This is a genomic window from Herbaspirillum sp. CAH-3 (assembly GCF_009668275.1).
Classification (GTDB): domain Bacteria; phylum Pseudomonadota; class Gammaproteobacteria; order Burkholderiales; family Burkholderiaceae_D; genus Herbaspirillum; species Herbaspirillum aquaticum.
The window spans coordinates 128,285-151,930 of record NZ_VSWE01000001.1; the positions used below are offsets into that span (position 1 = coordinate 128,285).

General features: G+C 62.2%; 27 protein-coding genes. 13 read left to right on the top strand and 14 right to left on the bottom strand.

Going from position 1 to position 23,646, the window contains the following annotated elements; translation table 11 throughout:
• The first annotated feature begins 47 nt into the window (after positions 1-47).
• From FYB76_RS00600 to FYB76_RS00620, 5 genes are all read left to right on the top strand, one after another.
• Complete coding sequence (locus tag FYB76_RS00600; protein ID WP_229296838.1) at positions 48-764, top strand: DUF4197 domain-containing protein; 717 nt, start codon at positions 48-50, stop codon at positions 762-764.
• A gap of 607 nt (positions 765-1,371) precedes the next feature.
• A complete protein-coding gene (locus tag FYB76_RS00605) occupies positions 1,372-2,085 on the top strand; it encodes an ABC transporter permease (RefSeq protein ID WP_154132347.1) in 714 nt (237 codons plus the stop codon).
• Between the two features lie 72 nt (positions 2,086-2,157).
• On the top strand, positions 2,158-3,072 hold the full coding sequence (locus FYB76_RS00610; protein ID WP_154132348.1) for a glycine betaine ABC transporter substrate-binding protein: 915 nt from the start codon (positions 2,158-2,160) through the stop codon (positions 3,070-3,072).
• A 10-nt stretch (positions 3,073-3,082) separates the two neighbouring features.
• On the top strand, positions 3,083-3,733 hold the full coding sequence (locus FYB76_RS00615; RefSeq protein WP_088754142.1) for an ABC transporter permease: 651 nt from the start codon (positions 3,083-3,085) through the stop codon (positions 3,731-3,733).
• The gene (locus FYB76_RS00620) at positions 3,730-4,863 is read left to right on the top strand and encodes an ABC transporter ATP-binding protein (protein ID WP_088754143.1); all 1,134 of its coding nucleotides are present in this window, start codon (positions 3,730-3,732) and stop codon (positions 4,861-4,863) included. The genes FYB76_RS00615 and FYB76_RS00620 overlap by 4 nt, the downstream gene beginning before the upstream one ends.
• Positions 4,864-5,046: 183 nt before the next feature.
• Here FYB76_RS00620 and FYB76_RS00625 read toward each other — a convergent pair whose 3' ends face one another.
• The 5 genes from FYB76_RS00625 to FYB76_RS00645 form a co-directional block, all read right to left on the bottom strand.
• The gene (locus tag FYB76_RS00625; protein ID WP_088754144.1) at positions 5,047-5,532 is read right to left on the bottom strand and encodes a GNAT family N-acetyltransferase; all 486 of its coding nucleotides are present in this window, start codon (positions 5,530-5,532) and stop codon (positions 5,047-5,049) included.
• 61 nt (positions 5,533-5,593) lie between these two features.
• A complete protein-coding gene (locus tag FYB76_RS00630) occupies positions 5,594-7,141 on the bottom strand; it encodes a DEAD/DEAH box helicase (protein ID WP_154132349.1) in 1,548 nt (515 codons plus the stop codon).
• Positions 7,142-7,314: 173 nt separating this feature from the next.
• Positions 7,315-8,070: an alpha/beta fold hydrolase gene (locus tag FYB76_RS00635; RefSeq protein ID WP_154132350.1), complete on the bottom strand. Its 756-nt coding sequence runs from the start codon at positions 8,068-8,070 to the stop codon at positions 7,315-7,317.
• A 30-nt stretch (positions 8,071-8,100) separates the two neighbouring features.
• On the bottom strand, positions 8,101-8,625 hold the full coding sequence (locus FYB76_RS00640) for a VOC family protein (protein ID WP_088754147.1): 525 nt from the start codon (positions 8,623-8,625) through the stop codon (positions 8,101-8,103).
• Positions 8,626-8,719: 94 nt separating this feature from the next.
• Positions 8,720-9,517, bottom strand: a complete 798-nt coding sequence (locus FYB76_RS00645) for an inositol monophosphatase family protein (RefSeq protein ID WP_006712869.1) — start codon at positions 9,515-9,517, stop codon at positions 8,720-8,722.
• 318 nt (positions 9,518-9,835) lie between these two features.
• On the opposite strand from FYB76_RS00645, the gene FYB76_RS00650 reads away from it, so the two are divergent.
• Entirely contained in the window at positions 9,836-10,663 is an 828-nt protein-coding gene (locus FYB76_RS00650) for an RNA methyltransferase (protein ID WP_154132351.1), read from the top strand.
• Between the two features lies 1 nt (position 10,664).
• Positions 10,665-11,387, top strand: a complete 723-nt coding sequence (locus FYB76_RS00655; protein WP_154132352.1) for a pseudouridine synthase — start codon at positions 10,665-10,667, stop codon at positions 11,385-11,387.
• Here FYB76_RS00655 and FYB76_RS00660 read toward each other — a convergent pair.
• The 4 genes from FYB76_RS00660 to FYB76_RS00675 are packed head-to-tail and all read right to left on the bottom strand — an operon-like array spanning position 11,339 to position 13,499.
• Entirely contained in the window at positions 11,339-11,704 is a 366-nt protein-coding gene (locus FYB76_RS00660; RefSeq protein WP_154132353.1) for a type II toxin-antitoxin system RelE/ParE family toxin, read from the bottom strand. The two genes, FYB76_RS00655 and FYB76_RS00660, sit on opposite strands and share 49 nt — an antisense overlap.
• Positions 11,705-11,713: 9 nt before the next feature.
• Positions 11,714-12,010: a hypothetical protein gene (locus FYB76_RS00665; RefSeq protein WP_154132354.1), complete on the bottom strand. Its 297-nt coding sequence runs from the start codon at positions 12,008-12,010 to the stop codon at positions 11,714-11,716.
• A 14-nt stretch (positions 12,011-12,024) separates the two neighbouring features.
• Entirely contained in the window at positions 12,025-12,954 is a 930-nt protein-coding gene (gene hslO / locus FYB76_RS00670) for an Hsp33 family molecular chaperone HslO (protein ID WP_154132355.1), read from the bottom strand.
• Between the two features lie 20 nt (positions 12,955-12,974).
• A complete protein-coding gene (locus FYB76_RS00675) occupies positions 12,975-13,499 on the bottom strand; it encodes a gamma carbonic anhydrase family protein (protein WP_154132356.1) in 525 nt (174 codons plus the stop codon).
• 157 nt (positions 13,500-13,656) lie between these two features.
• On the opposite strand from FYB76_RS00675, the gene FYB76_RS00680 reads away from it, so the two are divergent.
• A complete protein-coding gene (locus tag FYB76_RS00680; protein WP_088754154.1) occupies positions 13,657-14,502 on the top strand; it encodes a ferritin-like domain-containing protein in 846 nt (281 codons plus the stop codon).
• A gap of 124 nt (positions 14,503-14,626) precedes the next feature.
• Positions 14,627-14,974 (top strand): hypothetical protein, encoded by a 348-nt coding sequence (locus tag FYB76_RS00685; protein WP_088754155.1) that lies wholly within the window; start codon positions 14,627-14,629, stop codon positions 14,972-14,974.
• Between the two features lie 75 nt (positions 14,975-15,049).
• Here FYB76_RS00685 and FYB76_RS00690 read toward each other — a convergent pair whose 3' ends face one another.
• The 5 genes from FYB76_RS00690 to FYB76_RS00710 form a co-directional block, all read right to left on the bottom strand.
• Complete coding sequence (locus tag FYB76_RS00690) at positions 15,050-15,979, bottom strand: alpha/beta fold hydrolase (RefSeq protein WP_154132604.1); 930 nt, start codon at positions 15,977-15,979, stop codon at positions 15,050-15,052.
• Positions 15,980-16,074: 95 nt separating this feature from the next.
• Positions 16,075-16,596, bottom strand: a complete 522-nt coding sequence (locus FYB76_RS00695) for an RDD family protein (RefSeq protein WP_154132357.1) — start codon at positions 16,594-16,596, stop codon at positions 16,075-16,077.
• A 270-nt stretch (positions 16,597-16,866) separates the two neighbouring features.
• On the bottom strand, positions 16,867-17,742 hold the full coding sequence (locus FYB76_RS00700; RefSeq protein ID WP_154132358.1) for a DUF3106 domain-containing protein: 876 nt from the start codon (positions 17,740-17,742) through the stop codon (positions 16,867-16,869).
• Between the two features lie 4 nt (positions 17,743-17,746).
• Positions 17,747-18,154 (bottom strand): DUF3619 family protein, encoded by a 408-nt coding sequence (locus FYB76_RS00705; protein ID WP_088754158.1) that lies wholly within the window; start codon positions 18,152-18,154, stop codon positions 17,747-17,749.
• A complete protein-coding gene (locus FYB76_RS00710; protein WP_039786760.1) occupies positions 18,151-18,729 on the bottom strand; it encodes an RNA polymerase sigma factor in 579 nt (192 codons plus the stop codon). The genes FYB76_RS00705 and FYB76_RS00710 overlap by 4 nt, the downstream gene beginning before the upstream one ends.
• Positions 18,730-19,274: 545 nt before the next feature.
• Between FYB76_RS00710 and FYB76_RS00715 the strand changes: the two genes are divergently transcribed.
• The 4 genes from FYB76_RS00715 to FYB76_RS00730 all read left to right on the top strand — a co-directional run bounded on the left by FYB76_RS00715 (position 19,275) and on the right by FYB76_RS00730 (position 23,589).
• The gene (locus FYB76_RS00715; protein ID WP_088754159.1) at positions 19,275-20,993 is read left to right on the top strand and encodes an acetolactate synthase 3 catalytic subunit; all 1,719 of its coding nucleotides are present in this window, start codon (positions 19,275-19,277) and stop codon (positions 20,991-20,993) included.
• Between the two features lies 1 nt (position 20,994).
• Positions 20,995-21,486, top strand: coding sequence for an acetolactate synthase small subunit (ilvN, locus tag FYB76_RS00720; RefSeq protein ID WP_008327594.1), 492 nt, complete (start codon positions 20,995-20,997; stop codon positions 21,484-21,486).
• Between the two features lie 75 nt (positions 21,487-21,561).
• The gene (gene ilvC, locus FYB76_RS00725; RefSeq protein ID WP_034334512.1) at positions 21,562-22,578 is read left to right on the top strand and encodes a ketol-acid reductoisomerase; all 1,017 of its coding nucleotides are present in this window, start codon (positions 21,562-21,564) and stop codon (positions 22,576-22,578) included.
• A gap of 222 nt (positions 22,579-22,800) precedes the next feature.
• Positions 22,801-23,589, top strand: a complete 789-nt coding sequence (locus FYB76_RS00730) for an SIMPL domain-containing protein (RefSeq protein WP_154132359.1) — start codon at positions 22,801-22,803, stop codon at positions 23,587-23,589.
• Positions 23,590-23,646: the final 57 nt, after the last annotated feature.

A 23,646-nucleotide genomic window follows, 5' to 3' on the forward strand; every position in this document is an offset into this window, starting at 1 on the left:
GATACCGGGCTGCTATCATCCCGGCATCCTGAACCCTGGAGTCGCGCATGTCCGTTTCCTCTTTCCCCATGTCCTTCGTTTCCGCACTGCGCCGCACGCTGGCGGCCAGTCTCTTGCTGGCCTCTTGCGGCGCCTTCGCCTTTTCACTCTCCGACCTCAGCAACCAGGACGCTACCGCCGGCCTGAAGGCCGCGCTGGAGAAGGGCGCCAATACCGCCGTGGCCAACCTGGGGCGGCCCAATGGCTTCCTCGGCAATGACAAGGTCAAGATCCAGTTGCCCGGCGCCCTGGAGCAGGCCATGCCGCTCTTGCGCATGACCGGCATGGGCGGCCAGGTCGATGGCCTGGTGGCCGACATGAACCACGCCGCCGAGGCTGCCGTGCCGATGGCCAAGCCGCTGCTGGTCAATGCGGTCAAGTCGATGTCGGTCGCCGATGCCAAGAACATCCTGGCCGGCGGCGATACCTCCGTCACCGACTTCTTCCGCCAGAAAACCTCGGGCGAACTGGCCGTGAAGTTCCTGCCCATCGTCAAGCAGATCACCGACAAGAATGGCCTCTCCGGACGCTACAACGCCGTCATGGGACAGGTCGCCAAGTCCGGGCTGGTGAGCGCAGAGCAGGGCACCGTGGAAGGCTATGTCACCCAGCGTGCGCTCGATGGCCTGTTCCTGATGATCGGCGAGGAAGAAAAAGCCATCCGCAAGGATCCGGTCGGCACCGGCAGCGCCATTCTCGGCAAGGTGTTTGGCGCCATGCGCTGACAGCGAAGCCCCCACGCGGCGACATCCTGCCGCGCTGTGGAAAAAAATTTCGCCGGTCTCGACAAGAGGTCCGGCGATTTTTTTTGCTTCATGTTGCTCAATAGTCAAGCTCGGCGGGAGCCGCTTGTGGCAAGGGATAGCGCCGAGCTGGCGGTTTTCAGGATGACCGCTTTTAGCTACATATTGACCGCCGTTCGGAACTTTTAAAAGTGCTTCAGATCTGTAAGTTATCGATTCACATTGCTACATTGCTGGACAGCATTAAGCGATTGCTTTAAACTATCGTTTCTTCGCGCCATCTTGGTCGCGAGATCACTTGTTCAACAACGACTCTTAGCAGTGTCCGATCCGCAGTGTGCGGGTTGTCCGAATTTCCGGCTGGCAGCGCGAACGCCCTCCCGTTCTCCACGGTGAACCGTTCCCATCCCTGTCCGGTGTGCACTATGCCGAGGCTGGCTTCATCGCTTCGGTTTCATCGCTGCCCTTGCAGCTTTCGGTTCGCATCCAAACGATACGCCCAACGGGGCAAGCGAACCTCTTAAAACTTGATCCCAGAAACCCGTCGTCGCGGCGTCATGTCGCCTCGGCTATACCAACAGGGGGTAACATGACACGTGTTCGTCACGTCTTCGCCGGCGCGCTCGGTTTTGCGCTGGTTATTGCAGGCCTGGTCTGGTGGATCGGTCCGGACGTCATCCAGAAGTATCGCGGTGACCTGGTCTACTACACCGGCAAGCACCTGGAACTGGTCTTCAGTTCGATGGCGCTGGCCCTGCTCACCGGCATTCCGGCCGGTATCGCGTTGTCCCGCCCGGGTGCGCAACGCAGTGCAGAGAAGTTCATCCAGATCTTCAACATCGGCAACACCATTCCCTCCATCGCCGTGCTGGCGCTGGCATTGGCCGCCTTCGGCATCGGCAATGGCCCGACCATCCTGGCCCTGTGGCTGGCGTCGCTGCTGCCCATCGTGCGCAACACCTACGAGGGCTTGAAGAACGTGCCGGCCGCCATGAAGGAAGCTGCGCGCGGCATCGGCATGAAGCCGCACCAGATCCTGTTGCGCGTGGAGTTGCCCAATGCGCTGCCCATCATCGTGGGTGGCGTGCGTACTTCGCTGGCGATCAACGTTGGTACCGCGCCGCTGTCGATGCTGATCGGCGGCGAGAGCCTGGGTGGCCTGATCTTCCCCGGCATCTACCTGAACAATCACGTCCAGCTGCTGCTGGGCGCTGCCGCTACCGCCTTGCTGGCGCTGGTGCTGGATGCCCTGGTGACCTCGCTGTCGGGTTTCTACCTGGCGCGTCGCGGGCTGCGCACCTGATCCGGCAGCTCATTCCCATCACAAGAACGACCGCACGCCAGCCCTTTCCGGCACAGCGGTAGAGAGGAAAGCATGACAAAGAAGACCATCGCGAAATATGCCTTGTGCGCCTTGGCGCTGGGCCTGGCCATGTTCGGCACGGCGCGTGCCCAGGCCCAGAACCTGGTCATCGGCGGCAAGAACTTCACCGAGCAGTTGCTGCTCTCGGACATGACCGCCCAATACCTGCGCGCCAAGGGCTACGACACCGACCTCAAGAACGGCCTGGGCACTACGCTGATGCGCTCGGCGCTGGAGAGCGGCCAGATCGACATCGTCTGGGATTACACAGGCACCGCCCTGATCGTCTACAACCACATCGAGGAGAAGCTCGATCCCGACCAGATCTACCAGAAGGTCAAGGAGCTGGACGCCCCGCGCGGGCTGACCTGGCTGAACCAGTCGGAACTGAACAACACCTATGCCTTCGCCATGCCGCGTGATATGGCCGAGAAATACCACATCCGTTCACTGCAGGATCTCGCCAACCGCATCAACGAGGATGAAAAGGAAGGCGGCAAACAGCACCTGCTGGGCGTGGACTATGAATTCGCCTCCCGTCCCGACGGCCTGGGCCCGATGCAGGAGCTGTATGGCTTCAAGCTGGATCGCAGCGAGGTCAAGCAGATGGATCCCGGTCTGGTCTACACGGCCTTGAAGAACGAACAATTGTTCGTCGGCCTGACCTATGCCTCGGATGGCCGCATCAAGGGTTTCGACCTGCAGCTGCTGGATGACGACAAGGGATACTTTGCCGCCTACAAGGCCACCCCGGTGGTACGCCAGGACATCCTGGAAAAGAACCCCAAGCTGGCCGAGCAATTGAACGCCCTGGCCGCCAAGATCGACACGGCGACCATGACCGAACTGAACAAGCGCGTCGACATCGACCAGGAACCGGTGGCCAAGGTGGCAGCCGATTTCCTCAAGCAAGCCGGCCTGATCTGAGGAGGGGACCATGAACATCTTCCAATACCTGCATTCGGACTGGCGCAACATCCTTGACCTGACCCTGCAACACCTTGAACTGGTGGGCATCGCGGTGAGCCTGGCCATTGCCATCGGCGTGCCGCTGGGCATCCTGATCGTGCGGGTGCGCTGGCTGGCCGGTCCCCTGATGGGGCTGGCGACGATAGTGCTGACGCTGCCTTCCATTGCGCTGTTCGGCCTGATGATCCCGGTGTTCTCGCAATTCGGCGCCGGCATCGGCCCCTTGCCGGCCATTACCGCGGTGTTCCTGTATTCGCTGCTGCCGATCATGCGCAACACCTACCTGGCGCTGGAAAACATCGAAGCCGGCATCAAGGAAGCCGGCATCGGCATCGGCATGACCTTCTGGCAGCGCCTGCGCATGGTGGACCTGCCGCTGGCCGTGCCGGTGATCCTGGGCGGCGTGCGCACGGCGGTGGTGATGAACATCGGCGTCATGGCCATTGCGGCCGTCATTGGCGCCGGCGGGCTGGGCGTGCTGATCCTGCATGCGATCAGCCAGAGCAACATGCAAAAACTCGTGGTGGGCGCGGTGATGATCAGCGTGCTGGCCATTATCGCGGACACCCTGCTGCAACGTCTGCAGAAAATCCTGACACCGAAAGGAGTACAAAAATGATCGAACTGGACCAACTGAGCAAGACCTACACGCAAAAGGATGGCACGCAGGTCAAGGCGGTGGATGCCGTCAGCCTGAAGGTGGCTGAAGGGGAGATCTGCGTCTTCCTCGGCCCGTCGGGGTGCGGCAAGACCACCACCCTCAAGATGATCAATCGCCTGATCAACCCGACCTCCGGCCGCGTGCTGCTGGACGGCCAGGACACCTCCGGCATCGATGAAGTGGAACTGCGCCGCCATATCGGCTACGTGATCCAGCAGATCGGCCTGTTCCCCAACATGACCATCGAAGAAAACATCACCATCGTCCCGCGCCTGCTGGGCTGGGACAAGAAGCGCTGCCAGGAGCGTGCCACCGAACTGATGGCCATGGTGGCGCTGGACCCGAAGAAATTCTTGAAGCGCTATCCGCGTGAGTTGTCCGGCGGCCAGCAGCAGCGTATCGGTGTCATCCGCGCACTGGCGGCCGATGCCCCTGTGCTGCTGATGGATGAACCGTTTGGCGCGGTCGACCCGATCAACCGCGAATCGATCCAGAACGAGTTCTTCCAGATGCAGCGCCAGCTGAACAAGACCGTCATCATGGTCAGCCACGACATCGACGAAGCCATCAAGCTGGGCGACAAGGTGGCCGTGTTCCGCGCCGGCAAGCTGGTGCAGTTCGATAACCCGGACACCTTGCTGGCCCGTCCCAAGGATGATTTCGTGAGCGCCTTCGTGGGCCAGGATCACACCTTGAAGCGCCTGCTGCTGGTGCGTGCCGGCGAGGCCGCGACCACCCCGGCCACGGCCCAGCCGGATGTGTCCTGCGACCAGGCGCTGGCGCTGATGGATGACCAGGATTCGCGCTATCTCACCATCATCGATGCCGACAACCGTGCGCTGGGCTACCTGACCCGGCGCGACGTGCGCGGCAACACGGGTGTAGCCGAGGACATGGTGCGTCCCTTCACCATGAATGCCGATCCGGACGAGAACCTGCGCGTGGTGCTCTCCAAGATGTACAAGCACAGCACCAGCTGGATGCCGGTCATCGCCAACGATGGTAGCTATGTGGGTGAGGTGACGCAGGATTCCATTGCCAGCTATCTCAGCTCCGGCAAGTCGCGCGGCATGGCGATGGCGGCTTGATGGTCCATGGCCGGGCCCCGTACTGGGCGCGGCCAAGCGGCTGGATGAAAGATTCTTCATCCCGAGCCCGTCTAGGGCCGGGCCTGAAGCACAGGAGCTGATGGGCAGTGAAGTATCAGCCCCAAAAACGAAAATGCCCGCATCGGTGATGCGGGCATTTTTTTGTGCGCGGTCAGTCAGCGTTCAAGCCAGCGGCTTGTGCATGAACATCGCCTTGCCGGTTTCCGCCTTGAGTTCGTATCCCTCGAAGCCGCAGGAGCGGTACAGCGAACGCGCCACCGCATTGCCTTCCAGGACTTCCAGCGTGAGCTTGCAGCAGCCCAGCTTGCGGGCTTCTTCCTCGACTGCTGCCAGCAGCAGCCGGGCCACGCCCTGGCCGCGATACGCGGGCATCACCGCCAGGTCATGCAGGTTCAGCAGCGGCTTGCAGGCGAAGGTCGAGAAACCTTCGATGCAGGTCGCCAGGCCTGCCGGGGTATCGCCATCGAAGGCCAGGAAGACATGGGCAGTGGGACGTTTCTTCAGCTCGGCGGCCAGGTTCTCGCGCACGTAGTCGGAGAGCTGCTTGCCGCCGCCCATGGCGTCGCAAGCGTAGGCATTGAGGGTCTCGAACAGCGCTGCCGCGTGGGCGGCGTTGCCGAGGTCGGCCTTGATGACGGTCACACTCATGTCGTTCCTTTTCTTGTGATGGACGATGAACGCTGTTGATCAGCTGGGGCTGGCTGCGGACTTACTTGCCCGCGGCGCGTTGGCCACCATGGGTCAGGGCCGACGGACGCGGACCACCCTGGCGTTGCTGCTGGCCGGCATTGCGCGGCTGGCCGTTGGCATTGGCAGGCTTGGGGGCGCGGTTGGCATTGTTGCCGCCGTTGCCCGCATTGCCACCGTTGCCGCCGCCATTGCCACGTCCACCCTGGCCACGGGCGGCATTGCCGTTACCGTTGCCATTGCCGTTGGCCGCTGCGCGGGGCTTGGCTGCTTGGCCGTGACCGGCGTTGCCGCCGGCCGGCTTGGGCGCTGCCGCATTGCCGTTGCCGGCCGGCTTGCGCGGGGCGCTGCGTTGGCCGCCGCGTCCGCCACCGTTCTGGTGACGGCCCTGGCCGCTGCGCAGCTGGATCGGTTGCGGCTTGGCGGTCGGGTCGGGTTCGAAACCGGCGATCACTTCCACCGGGATCTCGCGCTTGATGAAACGCTCGATGTCGTGCAGCAGGTCGCGCTCATCCACGCAGACCAGCGACACGGCTTCACCGGTGGCGCCGGCGCGGCCGGTACGGCCGATGCGGTGGACGTAATCTTCCGGCACGTTGGGCAGGTCATAGTTGACCACGTGCGGCAACTGGTCGATGTCAATGCCACGGGCGGCGATGTCGGTGGCGATCAGGGCGGTCAGCTTGCCGTCCTTGAATTCGGCCAGGGCCTTGGTACGGGCCGACTGGCTCTTGTTGCCGTGGATCGCCATGGCGGTGATGCCATCGCGGGCCAGCTGTTCGACCAGCTTGTTGGCGCCGTGCTTGGTGCGGGTGAAGACCAGCACCTGCTTCCACTGGTGGGTCTTGATCAGGTGCGCCAGCATCGGGTGCTTCTTGTCGCGGTCGACCGGGTGGATCTTTTGGGCGATCACTTCCACGGTGGAATTGCGGCGCGCCACTTCGATCAGGGCCGGGTTGTTCAGCAGGCTGTCGGCCAGCTTCTTGATCTCGTCGGCGAAGGTGGCCGAGAACAGCAGGTTCTGGCGCTTGGGCGGCAGCGCGGCCAGCACCTTGCGGATGTCGCGGATGAAGCCCATGTCCAGCATGCGGTCGGCTTCGTCCAGCACCAGGATCTGGATGTGCTGCAGGTTCACGGTGCCTTGCTGCATGTGGTCCAGCAGGCGGCCGGGCGTGGCCACCAGGATGTCCACGCCGCGCTTGAGCAAGGTGATCTGCGGATTGATGCCGACGCCGCCGAAGATGCAGGCGGAGGTCAGCGGCAAATACTTGCCGTACTGGCGCACGCTTTCTTCGACCTGGGCGGCCAGTTCACGGGTGGGCGCCAGGATCAGCGCACGGATGGGCAGGTGGCCGTTGATCTTCTGGCGCGGCATGGCGGACAAGCGTTGCAGCAGCGGCAGGGTGAAGCCGGCAGTCTTGCCGGTGCCGGTCTGGGCGCCGGCCAGCAGGTCACCGCCGGAGAGCACTGCGGGAACGGCTTGGGCCTGAATCGGGGTGGGGGAGGTATAGCCTTGTTCGGAAACGGCACGAACGATTTCGTCGGACAAGCCGAGCGCGGAAAATGACATGAGACTCTGAAATTGGGTTTGGCCTGTGGTCCCGTACGGGCGCCAGTCGCAGGCAAACGGGTTGGAACTTGAGGAGGGCGCGGACTTGACTGGCTATACGCCGCGCAGGCCGCAGTATAACAGCGCATCTGGCGGCCTACGTGATTTATTTTGTGCAGTCGGGGATGCTCAGCTCATCCTTTGTGACGCATCAAAAAATCGAGCACCGGCGGCAAAACCAGGGCGCTTTGCATCAGCCCGCCGAAGTGCGTCACGCCAGGCAGGCTGACGAATTCCCCTTGTGGCAAGAGCACAGCCGTGCGCTGTACGGCCGCATGGCGCGCATCGGCGTCGCCACAGAAAAGCAGGCAGGGCAGGTCCATGCCGGCCAGCAGGTCTTCCTGCGAGGGACGCGGCTGCTGGGCCGCAGCGGCCAGGGCCACCAGGTCATTGGCGCGGATGAGCATCTTCACCTGTGCCGAGATCTGCTCGTCGAGCAGGCCCTCGAAGGTGGCGATGAAGGCCTCGGGATCGCGTCCGTCGATGCCCCGGAAGCCATCCCAGCTGCGATCTTCATACGGATGGGCTGCGCCCAGGATGAGGCTGCGCAGGCGCTGCGGCGCATGGCGCACCAGGCCGTAGCCGACCCAGCCCCCCAGGGAATAGCCGAAGAAATGGGCGCGCTCCACACCCGTTGCATCGAGCACCGCCAGCGCATCGCGGCAGCGCTGCCGTTGCGTATAGGCGGCGGGATCATGCGGCTTGTCGCTCTGGCCGTGGCCCAAGGCATCGAACAGGATGACCTGGTAGTGCTCGCGCAGCACTGCCGTGAAGCCGAAGAAGCGCCAGGCTTCCAGGCTGCTGGTGAAACCGTGGTGCAGCAGCAGGGGAGGGCCGTTGCCCTCGACCTGGTAATGGATCTTGCGGTTGTCGCTGAGGGCAAAGGGCATGGGTTGGCGTGCGGGGTGGGTCAGGTTGGGTCAGTTTGTTTCGTCGGCCAGCTTCTTGCAGCGGCGCGCCAGCATCTCGCGCGAACGCGCGCAGATTTCTTCATTGCTGAGGTCTTCGATATGCGTGGCAATAGACCAGACATGGCCGAAAGGATCACGCAGGGTGCCGGAGCGATCGCCATAAAACTGGGTCTGCACCGGGCGCAGTTGGACTGCTCCTGCGGCCAGCGCCTGGGTGAAGACGGCATCGACGTCGGCCACGTAGACCAGCAGGCTCACGCCCGCGCCGCCCAGGGTCTGGGGACTGAGGAATCCCAGTTCGGGATGTTCGTCGGCCAGCATCACGCGGGCATTGCCGATCTGGATCTCGGCATGCCAGACCTTGCCGTGCGGACCGTCGAGCCGCATGATCTCGGCCGCACCGAAAGCGCGCCGGTAGAAGGCGATGGCGTCGGCGGAGGCCTTGACGATCAGGTAGGGGGTCACGCTGTGGTAGCCGGGTGGCAACGCGCAAGTGGCCTGGTCGTTGCTGGCTTGCTGGGAAGGAATGTTCATGTCGTCTCCTCGGTCTGCGCCGGTAGCCGCACTATAGCAGCAATGCCGGACGCAATGAGGAGACGGGGTCGTGCAGGAGGGACGATCAGGCCAATCAGGCGAATTCGGACAGCAGGTTCACTTGCTGCGCGAAGATCTTCGGGCTGCCGGCAATGACGTCGCCCTTGTAGAGGTAGTCGGAGTCACCCTTGAAGGTGCCCACGATACCGCCCGCTTCGGTCACCAGCAGGGAGCCGGCGGCGATGTCCCAGGGCTTCAGGCCCTTTTCGAAGAAGCCGTCCAGGCGGCCGGCGGCCACATAGGCCAGGTCCAGGGCAGCTGCGCCCGGGCGGCGCAGGCCGGCGCTGTGCTCGGTCATGACCTTGAACATGGTCACGTATTCGTTCAAGCCATCGAGGTCGCGGAAGGGGAAGCCGGTACCGATCAAGGCATCGGCGATCTTGTCGCGCTTGCCCACGCGGATGCGCTTTTCGTTCAGGTAGGCGCCAGCGCCCTTGGAGGCGGTGAAGAGGTCGTTGCGGGTCGGGTCGTAGACCACGGCCTGGGTGATGATGCCACGCTGTTGCAGGGCGATCGAGACGCAGTACTGGGGGAAGCCGTGGATGAAGTTGGTGGTGCCGTCCAGGGGATCGATGATCCAGACGTTTTCGTTTTCATCGTGCAGGTTGTCGGATGCACCCGATTCCTCGGCCAGGATGGCGTGGTCGGGGTAGGCATTCTTGAGCACGTCGATGATCGCATCCTCGGCTGCCTTGTCCACCTCGGTGACGAAGTCGTTGTGCGACTTCTTCGACACTTTCAGCAGCGACACGTCGAAGGACGCGCGGTTGATGATGGTAGCTGCGCGGCGGGCTGCCTTGATCGCCGTATTGAGCATGGGTGGGATGATCATTCCGATGGTTCCGTTAAAATTGCGGCCACCGAAGACGATGGCTGCGTTGCTCATCGTCGCCATGGCCGACCAGCCGGCCTTCCGCGACAAGCATGCGGAACAGCTGGCCAGGCGAAACCCGGCAGTCAAACCAGTGCGACGATGAAATTAATGAGCGTTGCGCCGCCCGCGGCTGTTATGCTTGCGGGTTTGCCAGGCAGTCCAGGGGCAGTGGCGTCGGTCAAGTCGGCTAACGAAGTCGACCTGGGTTGACAGCCTTGCTGCAACATTGGCGTTTTGCCAATATCTGATCCTGGGGCGCGAATCCCGCTATTTTAAATGAACAAGCAAGTGTCAGGACAATCTCTTTTCAGCCGTTTGCGTTTCGTGCTGGTCAATACCAGCAGTCCCGGCAACATCGGCTCGGCCGCACGGGCCATCAAGACCATGGGCTTTTCGGAGCTGGTGCTGGTCAATCCGCGCTTTCCGGACGCGGTGAAGGAAGATGAAGCCATTGCCTTCGCCAGCGGTGCCCTCGATGTGTTGCAAAATGCACGCATCGTCGGCAGTGTCGAAGAAGCGTTGCAAGGATGCAACTTCGCTGCCGCCGTCAGCGCCCGTTTGCGCGAATTCTCGCCGCCAGTGGTGTCGCCGCGCGAACTGGCGGGGCAGCTTTCCCGTGACACCGGCCTGAATGCGGCTCTCTTGTTCGGCAATGAACGCTTTGGCCTGCCCAATGAGGTGGTGCAGAAGTGCAATGCCTTGCTCAATATTCCCGCCAACCCGGACTATTCCTCGCTGAACCTGTCGCAGGCGGTGCAGGTGCTGGCTTATGAATGCCGCATGACCGAGCTGGAAGTGCAGGGTGGTCCCATGCAGACCAGCGGCGATGCGCGCGCGCCGGGCGAGGTGGGCTTCCATGGGCAGAGCGCCAGCGTGGCTGACATCGAGGGCATGTTCGCGCACTTGGAACAGGCGCTGGTGGCCATCGATTTCCTCAATCCCGACAACCCCAAGAAGCTGATGCCGCGCTTGAAACGCATGTTCGCGCGCGCCCAGCTGGAGACCGAAGAGGTCAACATCCTGCGCGGCATCGCCCGCCAGATCCTGGAGCCGAAGCAGGCCAAGGCCGGCCGGCCAGAACAAAACGAACAAGGAGAGGGCTGACATGGCCAAGCTGACCCTGGACCGCATCCTGCAATCGCAGGGTTTCGGTTCGCGCAAATATTGCCGTGAGTTGATCGAGGACGGTGAAGTGTCGATTCATGGCGAGGTGGTGGACGACTACCGCGCCACGCCGGAGACGAATGGCCTGGTGCTGACCATCTTCGAGGAAGAGTGGGAATACCGCGAGCACGTCTACATCGCCATCAACAAGCCGCAGAACATCGAATGCTCGCGCAAGCCCAGCCACCATCCGGGCGTGTTGACGCTGCTGCCGGAACAGTTCACCTGGCGCGACGTGCAGCCCGTGGGCCGGCTGGATCACGATACGACCGGCTTGCTGCTGATGTCGGACGATGGCGCTTTCATTCACGCGCAGTCCTCGCCCAAGCGCCACGTGCCCAAGGTGTATGCGGCCACGACGGCCGAGCCGGTAACGGAGGCACTGATTGCGCAACTGAAAGCGGGCGTGCAACTGCATGACGAACCGGCGCCGCTGGCCGCGACCCGCTGCCGCCAGCTGGGTGAGAACCTGCTGGAAATCGTGCTGGAGCAGGGCAAGTATCACCAGGTCAAGCGCATGTTGGCAGCCGCCGGCAATCATTGCAGTGCCTTGCGGCGTACCGCCATCGGTGGCTTGCAGCTGGAGGCGCTGGAACTGGAAGAAGGGGAGTGGACTTATCTGGATGCGGAGCAGATGGCCTTGCTGGTGCCGGATGCTGAGTAAGTCGGGGCTCGGTAGCTCAGGGAATCCGCTGACAGGGCGCGGCGTTCGTGCAGCACGCGCAGCAGACTGAAGGTTTCATCGCGCGCACGATAGAAGAGAAGGCAAGGGAAATGATCCAGCTGCCACATCCGCAGCGAGCGATCCGGCAGAAGATGGGCGTAGCGCTGTGATCCCATGCCGGGTTGCCTTGTCAGGCTGCGTAAGGTGCTGGTAAGTTCTTCCGTGAAGCGTTCGCCCAGGCGGCCCGAAAGTTCAGTGTAATAGTCGGTGATGTCGAGGATGTCGCGTTGTGCGACCGGAGATAAACGGATGCGCATCCGCACCGCTCATGCTGTCTTGTTACGGATGCGCTCGCGCAGTTGACTGGCGAGCTCGTCAATGGTGATGTCGATCGCGGGGCCGGATCGCAGGCCCTCGTCGATCAGCGCCAGAAGCTTTTGCTCTTCCTCTGTCCGCGGGCCGATGGCGGACGGGCCGGCGTCGCGGGCCACAGGGTATTTGTCGGCGAGGAGGTGGGTGGCGGAAGTCATCCGGCGATTATAGACCTGGCCATTTGAAATACCGCTGCCGGTTTTTGCCGGAACCTTGTTTTCTCCGATTTTCCCGAAATTCTTCTGCTCCACCCACTCGCGCCCGCTCAATGCCGCGCGTCACTCGCCTCGCTCGCACCACCCACATCGGCCACGAACAGTTGTGCGCAATCGACCGCATCGAACTCGTAATGCTGTCCGCAGAAATCGCAGTCGATGGCCAGTTTTTCCATCTGTGACAGCGCTTCAGCAACTTCTTCCTGGCCCAGCATCTTGAGCATGTTGCCGACCTTCTCGCGCGAGCAGGAGCAGTGGAATTGCGGATGCACCGGATCGAAGACTCGGATGGTCTGTTCCCAGAACAGGCGATGCATCAGCGTGGTGATGTCGGTGGAGAGCAGTTCTTCGCGCTTCAAGGTATCGCCCAGCATGACCATGTGGTTCCAGTCTTCCAGCTCACCTTCCGGCTTGGCCGTCGGGGCAGCATTGCCGCCGATGGAAGGCAGCTTCTGCAGCAGCAGGCCGCGCGAGACCTTCTCATCGGCGGCCAGCCACAGCTTGGTATCGAGCTGTTCTGAACGCAGCATGTAATTCTCGATGACGGTGGCCACGCTCTCGCCGTCCAGCGGGACCACGCCCTGGTAGGCCTGCTGGCCGGGCAGCTTGTCCTTGGGGTCGAGGGTGATGACGAAGCGGCCTTGGCCATTGGCATTGACCAGGTCGGTCAGCGTCGCGTCGTCAGCGATCTCGGCATCATCGGCCAGCTTGGCGGTGGCGCGCAGCTGCAGCTCGGAGTCGCATTCGACCACCAGCAGCTTGACCGGGCCGTCGCCATGGATCTGCATGACGATCATCCCGTTGAATTTCAGGTTGGCCGACAGCAGGGCGGAAGCCGCCAGCATCTCGCCCAGCAAGGTACGCACGGCGACGGGATAGTCACGGCGGGCTTGTACCTGACGCCAGGTGTCGGAGATCTCGACCAGCTCGCCGCGAACGGGCGCGTTGTCGACCAGGAATTTTTGCAGCGTGTCTTTCATCGTTTCCTTTGCTTGACCGCTCAGGCTATGCGCTTGAGCTGGGTCTTGAACTGTTGCGCGCGCTGCACGTAGCTGTCGGTGCCAGCCCGCATGCGCGCGATATCTTCTTCACTCAACTGGCGAACTGCCTTGGCAGGCGCACCGATGATCAGGGAGTTGTCGGGAAACTCCTTGCCCTCGGTCACCAGGGCACCGGCCCCGACCAGGCAGTTCTTGCCGATCCTGGCGCCATTGAGCACCACCGCCTGGATGCCGATCAAGGCACCCTCGCCGATGGTGCAGCCATGCAGCATGGCCTGGTGGCCCACGGTGACGTTCTTGCCGATCACCATCGGGTAGCCGTGATCGGTATGCAATACCGCACCTTCCTGCACGTTGCTGTTCTCACCAATGGTGATGAGTTCATTGTCGCCACGAATGGCGACGTTGAACCAGACGCTGGAATGGGCTTCCATCTTGACCTTGCCCACCACCGTGGACGACTCGGCCACGAAGGCGGTCTCGTGGATCTCGGGAATGTCCTGCGCCAATTGGTAGATCGCCATAATAAAATTGTCTCCTCGTTACCTGCTGGTCGGTGGGCGATGCCGAAGCCCTTTGTCTTGTCCTTGCCTTGCCTTGCATTGGTGGACGTTTGTCTTCATATGGAGACAAAGGCGGCATCCTCAACCGCGTATTTTACCTTCCCTGAAAGTCAGTTCCTTGGATCACGTCTCGTCCCCAGATGAAGTCTTTTCATTCACCCGCCTGCGTAGCGCCGCGCTGTCTTGCCTGAAAGAAACCCGGCCCGCCGTCAAGTGCAGTTCCGTACGGGCCCTGCGCGCCGCCTGGCAGGCTGGCCAGTTATCGCTGGAAACGGAGGACCTGGCGGCCACCGAATCCGGCGCCGGGATCCCCGGCCGGCCGGCGCGGCCCGAGCTGGTCTCGCCGCTGCAGGTGAAGCATCGTTCCATGGGCACGCCCGAGGGCAGGGCGGCACTGATCCATGCCCTGGCCCATATCGAGTTCAATGCCATCAACCTGGCGCTGGATGCGGTCTGGCGCTTTGCCGGAATGCCCCGGGATTTCTATGAAGACTGGCTGCTGGTGGCCGATGAAGAAGCCTATCACTTCAGCTTGCTGGCCGATCACCTGAAGACCTTGGGTCACGATTACGGCGACTTCACCGCCCACAACGCCCTGTGGGACATGGCCGAATCCACCAAGGACGACGTCCTGGCGCGCATCGCCCTGGTGCCGCGCACGCTGGAAGCCCGCGGGCTGGATGCTGCCCCGCCGGTGCGCGCCAAGCTGGCGCAGGCTGGTGACCTGGCGGCCGCCGAGATCCTGGACATCATCATGCGCGACGAAGTCGGCCATGTGCTGATTGGCAACCGCTGGTTCAACTGGCTGTGCGAGCAGCGCCAGCTCGATCCCGTGACGACCTTCGCCGCACTGTGCCAGCGCCACCGCGCACCGCCCCTGCGCGGCCCCTTCAATCTGGAAGCGCGGCGCGCCGCCGGCTTTTCGGAAGAGGAAATGCTGATGTTCAGCGATGTTTCGCGATGATCGACGGATTTGCAAGAAATGTAAGCAAATTTGGCAGCCACAGGACGAGGCCGGCTGCTGTGCTATCTTCCCCTCAAATCCCGACACATCGGGATCGTCAAACATGAACGGAAAGGATGAAAACATGAACAAGATGTCCAAACTGCTGGCCGGTGTTGCCGTCAGCCTTGCCGCCATTACCCTGCTGGCCGCCTGCCAGAAGAAGGAAGAGCCGGGTCCGGCCGAGGCCCTGGGCAAGAAGATCGACGGTGCCGTGCAGGAAGCCGGCAAGAAGCTCGATGAAGTGACCGGCCAGACCAAGGATCAGGCAGCCGAATCCGGCTCCAAGCTCGATGGCGCCATGGACAAGGCCAAGGCCGATGCCAAGGAAGCTTACGAGAAGACCAAGGAAGGCGCCAAGGACCTGGCCCAGAAGACCGGTGAAAAGATGCAGCAGGCCGGTGAGCAGCTGCAGGACGCTTCCAAGAAGTAATCCGTTCCAGGTCGCAGCCACTGGCTGCGCCTGCGCCGTCCCGCGCCCGCCGGACGGCATCTTGCTTTGTGGGCTTCAGTCGCGGGCGTTGTGGATCAGGTCGATCACCATCTTGTGGATGGAGGGTTCCAGCGCCAGCGCCACGTGGCCGATCCCGATGACCGGGATGTTCCAGGCGCCCTCCAGGTGGGCCGAGCTTTGCGGCGAGACGATGTTGTCGTGCTGGGAATAGATCGACACGATGTGGCCCAGGGCATCGGCCTCCTCGGTGGCTGCCAGCTTTTGCAGCCATTCGCTGCTGCGGCCTTCTTCGTAGCGGCCCAGCCAGTTCATTTCCCCGCAGTTGATGCCGATGCCGAAGTTGGCGATGGCCGTGCCGTGGTGTGGCGAGCCCAGGGTAATGACGCGCGCCACGCTGTCGCAGCCATGGTCGCGCAGGTAGGCGCGGGCCGCCAGTCCGCCCATGCTGTGGGCGACGATGACGATCTTCTTCTGGCCGGTTTCGGCCTGTACCCGCTGCACGGCCGCATGGACCAGCGGCGCGTATTCATCGATGCTGCCGAAGACCGGCTCCATGTCCAGCGCGTAGTGGGTGATGTGGGCTTGGCGCAGTTCCAGGCTCATCCAGCGCCAGTATCCGCTGTTGCAGCCATAGCCGTGGATGAGCAGGACCGGCAGGGAGGTGGTGTCGGGATAGCTGAACTGGTCGAAGCGCAGGAAGGGCATGGCCCAGGAGGAGCACAGCATGGTGGCGCGGAATTCGCGCAGGAAAAGGGTGGCCACCTGCAGCCAGGTGATCTCGACCGGATTGGAGGTGCGGCCGCGATACGGCCAGGTCAGGAAGAAGCTGTTGGCAGTGATCTGGGCGCGCAGCAGCAGCACGATGAGCACGCTCCCGGCAGCGGCGGCCACGATGGGCCAATCGAAATGCCGTAGCAGGAAATAGAACAGGACTGCGATGCCGAACTGGATGAGGAGCAGGGTTCTGGAGATGCGTGAAATCATGCGGGCGTCAGTCCGGGCGATCAGGTACAGGTGCATGCGGGTGCATGCGTTCGCCCGAGAGCATAACAGAGCGCGGGGAAGCGCTCATGTCGGCTTCATGACTTGGATTGGGTGCTTGCTGCGGCTTTGGTTACTGGCACGGCATCGACCAGGCGGGTACCGGCCAGGCGGTCGTGCAGGAATTGGCCGCCCGGATCCAGGCGCGATGTCATGGCCCAGAGCAGCAGGTTGGCGGCCGGGATCAGTACCAGCAGCCAGGCTTGGCCACGCGCCAGCGATGCCAGCGCCAGTCCCGGCAGGATCCACAGCCAGGCCAGCACGAAACGCAAGGCGGCGCGCCACAGGCGCACGGGCTGGCCGTCGCGGTCGACCACGCGGAAACGCCAGGTCTTCATGGCCAGCGTCTGGCCACCGTGCGTCCAGAACCAGATGAAGTACACCGCCAGCACCAGGAACAGCCAGCCTTCCAGCGCATGGCGCAGGTAGAGCGCGTGGCGCTGCTGCAGCAAGGTCGAAAACAGCCAGCCGGACATGAACAGCACGCCGAACAGCAGCATCGATTCATACAGCATGCTGCTCATGCGGCGGCGCAGGGAGGGCGTGGTGAGTTCCGGCATGTTCCTGTTCGTTCCGTTCTGGCTAGGGTGGCGTGAAGAATCCGTGCGTGCAGCGTGCGCTGCGGCCGCCAGATGGTAATGCAATCAGGCGCGCTTGCCTATGTAAGGGCTTGAGCCAGAGCAAGAAGGCGCCGCACGAAGCCGGGGAGGTCCGGGCTCGGCGGCATCTCGGCCGCGCTTGGCGAGGGCCCAAATGCGAACCGCCCCAAAGGGGCGGTTTCAAATCATCGCCGGTGGCGGGCTATCGAATCAGGAAGTGGATGGACTGGCTTACTTGCCGTCGCTCGTCGTACCGACCACAGGCGCGACCGCAGCACTGACCGCCACGGTCACAGGCGTCGAGGCGGTAGGAGCGATCGCCGGCACCGGAGTGGCCTGCGAGCCCGGTGCCTGGGCAGGCGCAGGAGCGGCGGCCGGAGCGGGCAGCTGGGCAGGGGTGACCGGCAGGGAACGATCCAGGGCCTCGGCGGGCAGCTGGATGGTCGGTGCGGCCGCTGAGGGCGAGGTCGGCAGCTTGGCTACCCGCTTGGGCAGCTTGGATTCGGCCAGCTTCTTTTTCTGCTCTTCAGACAGTTGCTGGTACTTGGCCCATTGCTCGTGCTTCTCTTCCGCATCCAGCTTCTTGGCACGGGCGTAATTGGTGCGGGCAGCGCTGCGTTCAGCCGGGGTCAGCTTGACCCAGTCACGCATGCGTTCATGCAGGCGCTGCTGTTCTTCCGGCTTCATCTTGGCGTAGCGCTTGCCGATCTCCAGCCATTTTTCCTTCTGCAACTCGCTCATGCGCGGCCATTCCCCGCTCAGCGGTTCCAGTGCCTGATGCTGGGTCGGCGAGAGATTGGCCCAGGCCAGCTTGTTCTCGGGCTTGCGTGCGGCGCCCTTGCCGGCGGATTTGTTGGCGTGGGCGGCGGCCGGTGCGGCAGGCGCTGTCGCGGTACCGGACGCACCGGTCACCGGTGCTGTTGCAGCAGGGCTGGCAGCAGGTGCGGGCGCGGCCGCGGGTGTGGCCGACGGTGCTGGTGCGGTGGCGGGCGCGTTCTGCGCCACGGTCCAGGCGCAGCTCAAACCACCGGCCAGCACCGCCAGCGCCAGCGCAATGCGCGAGAAGCGGGCGGTAGCCTTCACAGGAGTGCCGGTGGTCTTTTGCATCGTCTTATTGTCCCTTTTCTGCCAGGAAGGCGTTGAAACCATGATCCAGGTAAGCCGACAGCGGCAGCTCGTCGGACAGTACGGCCGCGTCGATGTCGGCCAGGTAGCTCACGCGCTTGGCGTTTTCGTGCTGGTAGATGCCGGCGAAGAGGATGATGCCCACCAGCAGCGGGGCGGCCACGCCCAGGCGGCTCCACCACGACGGTTTTTCGGGCGACATCATGGCGCCACCGAAGGCGCCGGCCAGCACCGGCTGCTCCACGCGTTTGTGGATCGGTGCCTGCTTCTTGCGGGCCAGGGCCACGCGGCGGGCGGCCGACAGGCTTTGCAACGTGTCGTCGGACAGGTTGTCAAGATTGGCGTCAAGCGCCAGCTTCACCTTGTAGGCGAATTGCATTTCCTTGTTGTTCATAATGAGATTCCTTTGGCTCTGAGAGCTTGAGCCAGCGCGTGTGTTGCGCGGGAGCAATGGGTTTTGACGCTACCTTCGGAGCAACCCATGGCGGCGGCTGTTTCCGCCACGTCCATGTCCTGCCAGTAACGCATCAGGAATGCTTCCCGTTGACGCGTTGGCAGCTTTTGTATTTCGGCATCGATCAGGTTCAGCGTCTGCTCGCGCTCGACCTTGTCCGCGCTGGATTCGGCGGCCTGGGAGCCGTCTTCCGATTCCAGGCTCTCGAGCAGGTCGAAATCATCGCCTCCCTCGCCGTCGCCGCCATTGCCCCCGAAGCTGGAGAACAGGCTCACCCAGGTATTGCGTACCTTTTCGCGGCGGAAGAAATCATGAATGGTGTTCTGCAGGATGCGCTGGAACAGCATCGGCAGCTCATCGACCGGCTTGTCGCCATATTTCTCGGCCAGCTTGATCATTGCATCCTGAACGATGTCCAACGCGGCTTCATCCTTGCGCACGGCATACACCGCCTGTTTGAAGGCGCGGCGTTCGACACTTTCAAGAAAATCGGAGAGTTCTTTGTCAGTTGCCATGCAATACGGTGTGCCGGATGGGTCACCGATCAATTCAGGAAAAATCCTGCATATTGACCAGCCAGGATGCGAAAAATGCAAGAAATCGTCAAAAAGCAGACCGAATGCTAGCAAATGTGGCCCCTTTTGTCCTGAAGTTTATCCTCGACCCGGCGCGGGAACGCGAGTATTGACAACGATTTCACCGGAATTCGCTTGACCAAAATGATGCAAGCCATTACTGTCCTGTTTCCCGCCTCCCACATCTGGGGCGTTTTTATTCCTTGCCGGTGCTTCACATAAGGTTGTGCCGGTTCGAGGAAACGCTTTATAGGTTTAAAGCTTGTTTGTTCTAACCCGTGCCACAAGCGCGAGGAATCTGTAAAAGTCGATCTTGATCCAAGGCTGAACGAGTCGCGTTGAGCGACGTTTCAAACTCCACTACGGTTGGAGCGCAGAAACGGCGTGACCGCACAATGAAGGGATGCCGCCAGCAAGACGATGAATGCGATTCCGCCAGGAGAGAACATCCGATCAATTTCCAATGGACCTTGAAAGGAAGCAGCATGAGTGCTGAGCAACTCACCGGCGCGGATATACTCGTCCGTTGCCTGGCTGAAGAGGGTGTTGAACACGTCTTCGGCTATCCTGGTGGCGCCGTCCTCTATATCTACGACGCAATCTTCAAGCAAGACAAATTCCAGCACATCCTGGTTCGTCACGAACAGGCCGCCGTGCATGCCGCTGATGCGTATTCGCGCAGCTCGCAAAAAGTCGGCGTGGCCATCGTGACCTCCGGCCCCGGCGTGACCAATGCGGTCACCGGCCTGGCCACGGCCTACATGGATTCGATTCCCATGGTGGTGATCTCCGGCCAGGTGCCGTCGACCGCCATCGGCCAGGACGCGTTCCAGGAGTGCGATACCGTCGGCATCACCCGCCCCTGCGTGAAGCACAACTTCCTCGTGAAGGATGTGAAGGACCTGGCGGAGACCGTCAAGAAAGCCTTCTATATCGCCACCACCGGCCGTCCCGGCCCGGTCCTGGTCGATATCCCGAAGGACATCACCATGCATACCTGCGCCTACGAGTACCCGAAGGCGGTGGAAATGCGTTCCTACAAGCCGGTCGACAAGGGCCACTCGGGCCAGATCCGCAAGGCGCTGCAGCTGCTGCTGTCGGCCGAGCGCCCGATGATCTATACCGGCGGCGGCATCATCCTGGCCAATGCCTCGCCTGAGCTCAACAAGCTGGTTGATCGCCTGGGTTATCCCTGTACCAACACCCTGATGGGCCTGGGTGCCTATCGTTCGTCCAGCGACAAGTTCGTGGGCATGCCCGGCATGCACGGCACCTACGAAGCCAACATGGCCATGCAGCACTGCGATGTGTTGATCGCCATCGGCGCGCGCTTCGATGACCGCGTGATCGGCAACCCGAAGCACTTCGCCTCGAATGCCCGCAAGATCATTCATATCGATATCGACCCGTCGTCGATTTCCAAGCGCGTCAAGGTCGACATCCCCATCGTGGGCAACGTCAAGGACGTGCTGCAGGAACTGCTCTCGCAGCTGGATTCGGCCGAGACCCGCCAGAACGGCGCGGCGCTGGATGCCTGGTGGAAGCAGATCAACGAATGGCGCAAGCGTGATTGCCTGAAGTTCGCCACTTCCGACGAATTCATCAAGCCGCAATCGGTGGTGCAGAAGGTGTGGGAAGTGACCAAGGGCGATGCCTTCATCACCTCCGACGTCGGCCAGCACCAGATGTGGGCCGCGCAGTACTACGGTTTCGACAAGCCGCGCCGCTGGATCAATTCCGGTGGCCTGGGCACCATGGGCGTGGGTCTGCCGTACGCCATGGGCGTGCAGATGGCCAACCCTGATGCAACGGTGGCCTGTATCACTGGCGAAGCCTCGATCCAGATGTGCATCCAGGAACTGGCGACTTGCAAGCAGTATCACCTGACGCCCAAGATCATTCTCCTGAACAACCGCTTCCTGGGCATGGTGCGCCAGTGGCAGCAGATCGACTATGGTTCGCGCTATTCCGAGTCCTACATGGATTCGCTGCCGGACTTCAACAAGCTGGCGGAGTCCTACGGCCACGTCGGCATGAAAATCGAGAAACCGGGCGATGTCGACGGCGCGCTGCGCGAAGCCTTCGCCATGAAGGACAGGCTGGTCTTCATGAACTTCATCACGGATCAAACCGAAAACGTCTGGCCGATGGTCAAGGCGGGCAAGGGTTTGACTGAAATGCTGCTGGGTTCGGAGGATCTCTAACATGCGCCATATCATTTCTGTGCTGCTGGAAAACGAAGCCGGCGCATTGTCCCGTGTCGTGGGCCTGTTCTCCGCACGCGGCTACAACATCGAAACGCTCACCGTTGCACCCACCGAAGATTCGACCCTGTCGCGCATGACCATCGTGACCTCGGGTTCGGATGATGTGATCGAACAGATCACCAAACACCTGAACCGCCTGATCGAGGTGGTGAAGGTCGTCGATCTGACCGAAGGCGCGCACATCGAGCGCGAACTGATGCTGATCAAGGTGCGCGCAGTGGGCAAGGAACGGGAAGAGATGAAGCGCACTGCGGATATCTTCCGCGGCCGCATCATCGACGTCACCGAGAAGACCTACACGATCGAGCTGACCGGCGCCAAGAGCAAGCTGGACGCCTTCATCGACGCCCTGGATCGCACCGCGATCCTGGAAACGGTCCGTACCGGCGGCTCCGGCATCGGCCGCGGCGAACGGATCCTGAAGATCTGATCGACCGCGCCAGCAGTACGCATCACACACCTACATACATTCAAATTCGAGTTACTCGGAACATAGGAAAAAATCATGAAAGTTTTCTACGACAAAGACGCAGACCTGTCCCTGATCAAGAACAAGAACGTGACCATCATCGGTTACGGTTCGCAAGGCCACGCCCACGCCCTGAACCTGAAGGATTCCGGCGTCAAGGTGACCGTCGGCCTGCGCAAGGGCGGCGCATCGTGGAACAAGGCTGAACAGGCCGGCCTGAAGGTCGCCGAAGTCAACGACGCGGTCAAGGACGCCGACGTCATCATGATCCTGCTGCCGGACGAAAACATCGGCCAGGTCTATGCAGAAAACGTCGCTCCTTTCGCCAAGCAAGGCGCGACCGTGGCCTTCGCGCACGGCTTCAACATCCACTATGGCCAAGTCGTGCCGCGCGCTGACCTGGACATCATCATGATCGCCCCCAAGGCCCCCGGCCACACCGTGCGTTCGACCTACAGCCAGGGTGGCGGCGTGCCGCACCTGATCGCCGTGCACCAGGACAAGTCCGGCTCGGCCCGTGACCTGGCCCTGTCGTACGCTACCGCCAACGGCGGCGGCCGTGCCGGCATCATCGAAACCAACTTCCGCGAAGAAACCGAAACCGACCTGTTCGGCGAACAAGCCGTGCTGTGCGGCGGTACCGTGGAACTGATCAAGGCCGGTTTCGAAACCCTGGTCGAAGCTGGCTACGCGCCGGAAATGGCCTACTTCGAGTGCCTGCACGAACTCAAGCTGATCGTCGACCTGATCTATGAAGGCGGCATCGCCAACATGAACTACTCGATCTCCAACAACGCCGAATACGGCGAGTACGTGACCGGCCCGCGCGTGATCAACGCCGAGAGCAAGGCTGCCATGAAGAAGGTCCTGGAAGACATCCAGACCGGCGAATACGCCAAGAGCTTCATCCTGGAAAACAAGGCCGGTGCACCGACCCTGATGTCGCGTCGTCGTATCAACGCCGAACACCAGATCGAAATCGTGGGCGAGAAGCTGCGCGCCATGATGCCCTGGATCAAGGCCAACAAGCTGGTCGACCAGACCAAGAACTGATCTGCCGCCTCAAGCAGCAGTCAAGGAAAACGCCACGGTTCGCCGTGGCGTTTTTTTTCGTTCCCAGGGAAGGCGAGGGCGCTTGAATTGTCATTGTGTTACGCATTGTTGCACTTGGCCAAGAACCAATCTCTGGCGGCGGTCGTCGAAGTGCAGGGTAGATGCTTTCGATATGAAGCTATCATCACCCCCGTCACTGACCAAGAATAAAGAGGATCCCTTATGACACCTTCCCGCAAACTGATGCTGGGGGCCGTCCTGGCCACCGCCTGTATCGCCGCCCAGGCGCAGACCGCCATGAGCGCGCCGGCTCCGGTCCCGACCACCGGCACCATGGTCGTGGTGCCAGCCAATGGCGAGATCAGCGTGCCCAATGACCAGGCGCGCGTTACCCTGCAGGTCGAAGAGCAGGACAAGGACAAGGCCGCCGCCGCCTCCCGCGTGAACCAGAAGATGAAGCAGGGCATCGAGCTGCTCAAGCGCCAGGACCCCCAGGCCGCCCTGAAGAGCTATGGTTATTACACCTACGCGGTCTATGCCGAACCGCCGCAAGTCACGCCGCAACAACCTCGCCAGCCGGCCAAGGCACGCCAGGTGGTGGGATGGCGCGTCGGCCAATATCTGGAGATGACGACCGAGAACCTGGCCGCGTTGCCCAAGACCGTCTCCTCTGCCCAGGCATTGATGAGCCTGAACGGCCTGCAGTTCGGCCTGAGCCCGGCGGCCGCCAAGAAGCTGGACGCCACCCTGGTCAATGCCACCTATCGCAACCTGGAGGAGCGCATCGGCTTCATCGCCAATGCCATGCATCGTGCTCCGTCGGATGCGGTGATCGAGACCGTGGATTTCGAGGGCTCCGGCAACTATGCCGCGGCGGCCCCCGCCCCGATGATGGCCAAGGCCATGCGTGCCGACATGGCCCAGGAAAGCACGACGGTGGCCGAACCCAGCTTCGAGCCGGGTGAATCGACCGTGAACATGCGCCTGGTGGGCAAGGTGCGCTTCAAGTAATGCGGCTGGTCCCGCCAGGGGCCGTGTCAAGAATCGTCAACCCGCTCGGGTTGGCAG

Bases quoted from the DNA above. Each gene is read 5' to 3' on its own strand.
- FYB76_RS00655 (WP_154132352.1), top strand. From the start codon at position 10,665: ATGGCCAAGCTGACCCTGGACCGCATCCTGCAATCGCAGGGTTTCGGT.
- FYB76_RS00690 (WP_154132604.1), bottom strand. From the start codon at position 15,979: ATGATTTCACGCATCTCCAGAACCCTGCTCCTCATCCAGTTCGGCATC.
- FYB76_RS00715 (WP_088754159.1), top strand. From the start codon at position 19,275: ATGAGTGCTGAGCAACTCACCGGCGCGGATATACTCGTCCGTTGCCTG.
- FYB76_RS00645 (WP_006712869.1), bottom strand. From the start codon at position 9,517: ATGATCATCCCACCCATGCTCAATACGGCGATCAAGGCAGCCCGCCGC.
- FYB76_RS00675 (WP_154132356.1), bottom strand. From the start codon at position 13,499: ATGGCGATCTACCAATTGGCGCAGGACATTCCCGAGATCCACGAGACC.
- FYB76_RS00600 (WP_229296838.1), top strand. From the start codon at position 48: ATGTCCGTTTCCTCTTTCCCCATGTCCTTCGTTTCCGCACTGCGCCGC.
- FYB76_RS00630 (WP_154132349.1), bottom strand. From the start codon at position 7,141: ATGTCATTTTCCGCGCTCGGCTTGTCCGACGAAATCGTTCGTGCCGTT.
- FYB76_RS00730 (WP_154132359.1), top strand. From the start codon at position 22,801: ATGACACCTTCCCGCAAACTGATGCTGGGGGCCGTCCTGGCCACCGCC.
- FYB76_RS00615 (WP_088754142.1), top strand. From the start codon at position 3,083: ATGAACATCTTCCAATACCTGCATTCGGACTGGCGCAACATCCTTGAC.
- FYB76_RS00610 (WP_154132348.1), top strand. From the start codon at position 2,158: ATGACAAAGAAGACCATCGCGAAATATGCCTTGTGCGCCTTGGCGCTG.
- FYB76_RS00620 (WP_088754143.1), top strand. From the start codon at position 3,730: ATGATCGAACTGGACCAACTGAGCAAGACCTACACGCAAAAGGATGGC.
- hslO (WP_154132355.1), bottom strand. From the start codon at position 12,954: ATGAAAGACACGCTGCAAAAATTCCTGGTCGACAACGCGCCCGTTCGC.
- ilvC (WP_034334512.1), top strand. From the start codon at position 21,562: ATGAAAGTTTTCTACGACAAAGACGCAGACCTGTCCCTGATCAAGAAC.
- FYB76_RS00710 (WP_039786760.1), bottom strand. From the start codon at position 18,729: ATGGCAACTGACAAAGAACTCTCCGATTTTCTTGAAAGTGTCGAACGC.
- FYB76_RS00650 (WP_154132351.1), top strand. From the start codon at position 9,836: ATGAACAAGCAAGTGTCAGGACAATCTCTTTTCAGCCGTTTGCGTTTC.
- FYB76_RS00625 (WP_088754144.1), bottom strand. From the start codon at position 5,532: ATGAGTGTGACCGTCATCAAGGCCGACCTCGGCAACGCCGCCCACGCG.
- FYB76_RS00705 (WP_088754158.1), bottom strand. From the start codon at position 18,154: ATGAACAACAAGGAAATGCAATTCGCCTACAAGGTGAAGCTGGCGCTT.
- FYB76_RS00635 (WP_154132350.1), bottom strand. From the start codon at position 8,070: ATGCCCTTTGCCCTCAGCGACAACCGCAAGATCCATTACCAGGTCGAG.
- FYB76_RS00660 (WP_154132353.1), bottom strand. From the start codon at position 11,704: ATGCGCATCCGTTTATCTCCGGTCGCACAACGCGACATCCTCGACATC.
- ilvN (WP_008327594.1), top strand. From the start codon at position 20,995: ATGCGCCATATCATTTCTGTGCTGCTGGAAAACGAAGCCGGCGCATTG.
- FYB76_RS00700 (WP_154132358.1), bottom strand. From the start codon at position 17,742: ATGCAAAAGACCACCGGCACTCCTGTGAAGGCTACCGCCCGCTTCTCG.
- FYB76_RS00685 (WP_088754155.1), top strand. From the start codon at position 14,627: ATGAACAAGATGTCCAAACTGCTGGCCGGTGTTGCCGTCAGCCTTGCC.
- FYB76_RS00640 (WP_088754147.1), bottom strand. From the start codon at position 8,625: ATGAACATTCCTTCCCAGCAAGCCAGCAACGACCAGGCCACTTGCGCG.
- FYB76_RS00695 (WP_154132357.1), bottom strand. From the start codon at position 16,596: ATGCCGGAACTCACCACGCCCTCCCTGCGCCGCCGCATGAGCAGCATG.
- FYB76_RS00605 (WP_154132347.1), top strand. From the start codon at position 1,372: ATGACACGTGTTCGTCACGTCTTCGCCGGCGCGCTCGGTTTTGCGCTG.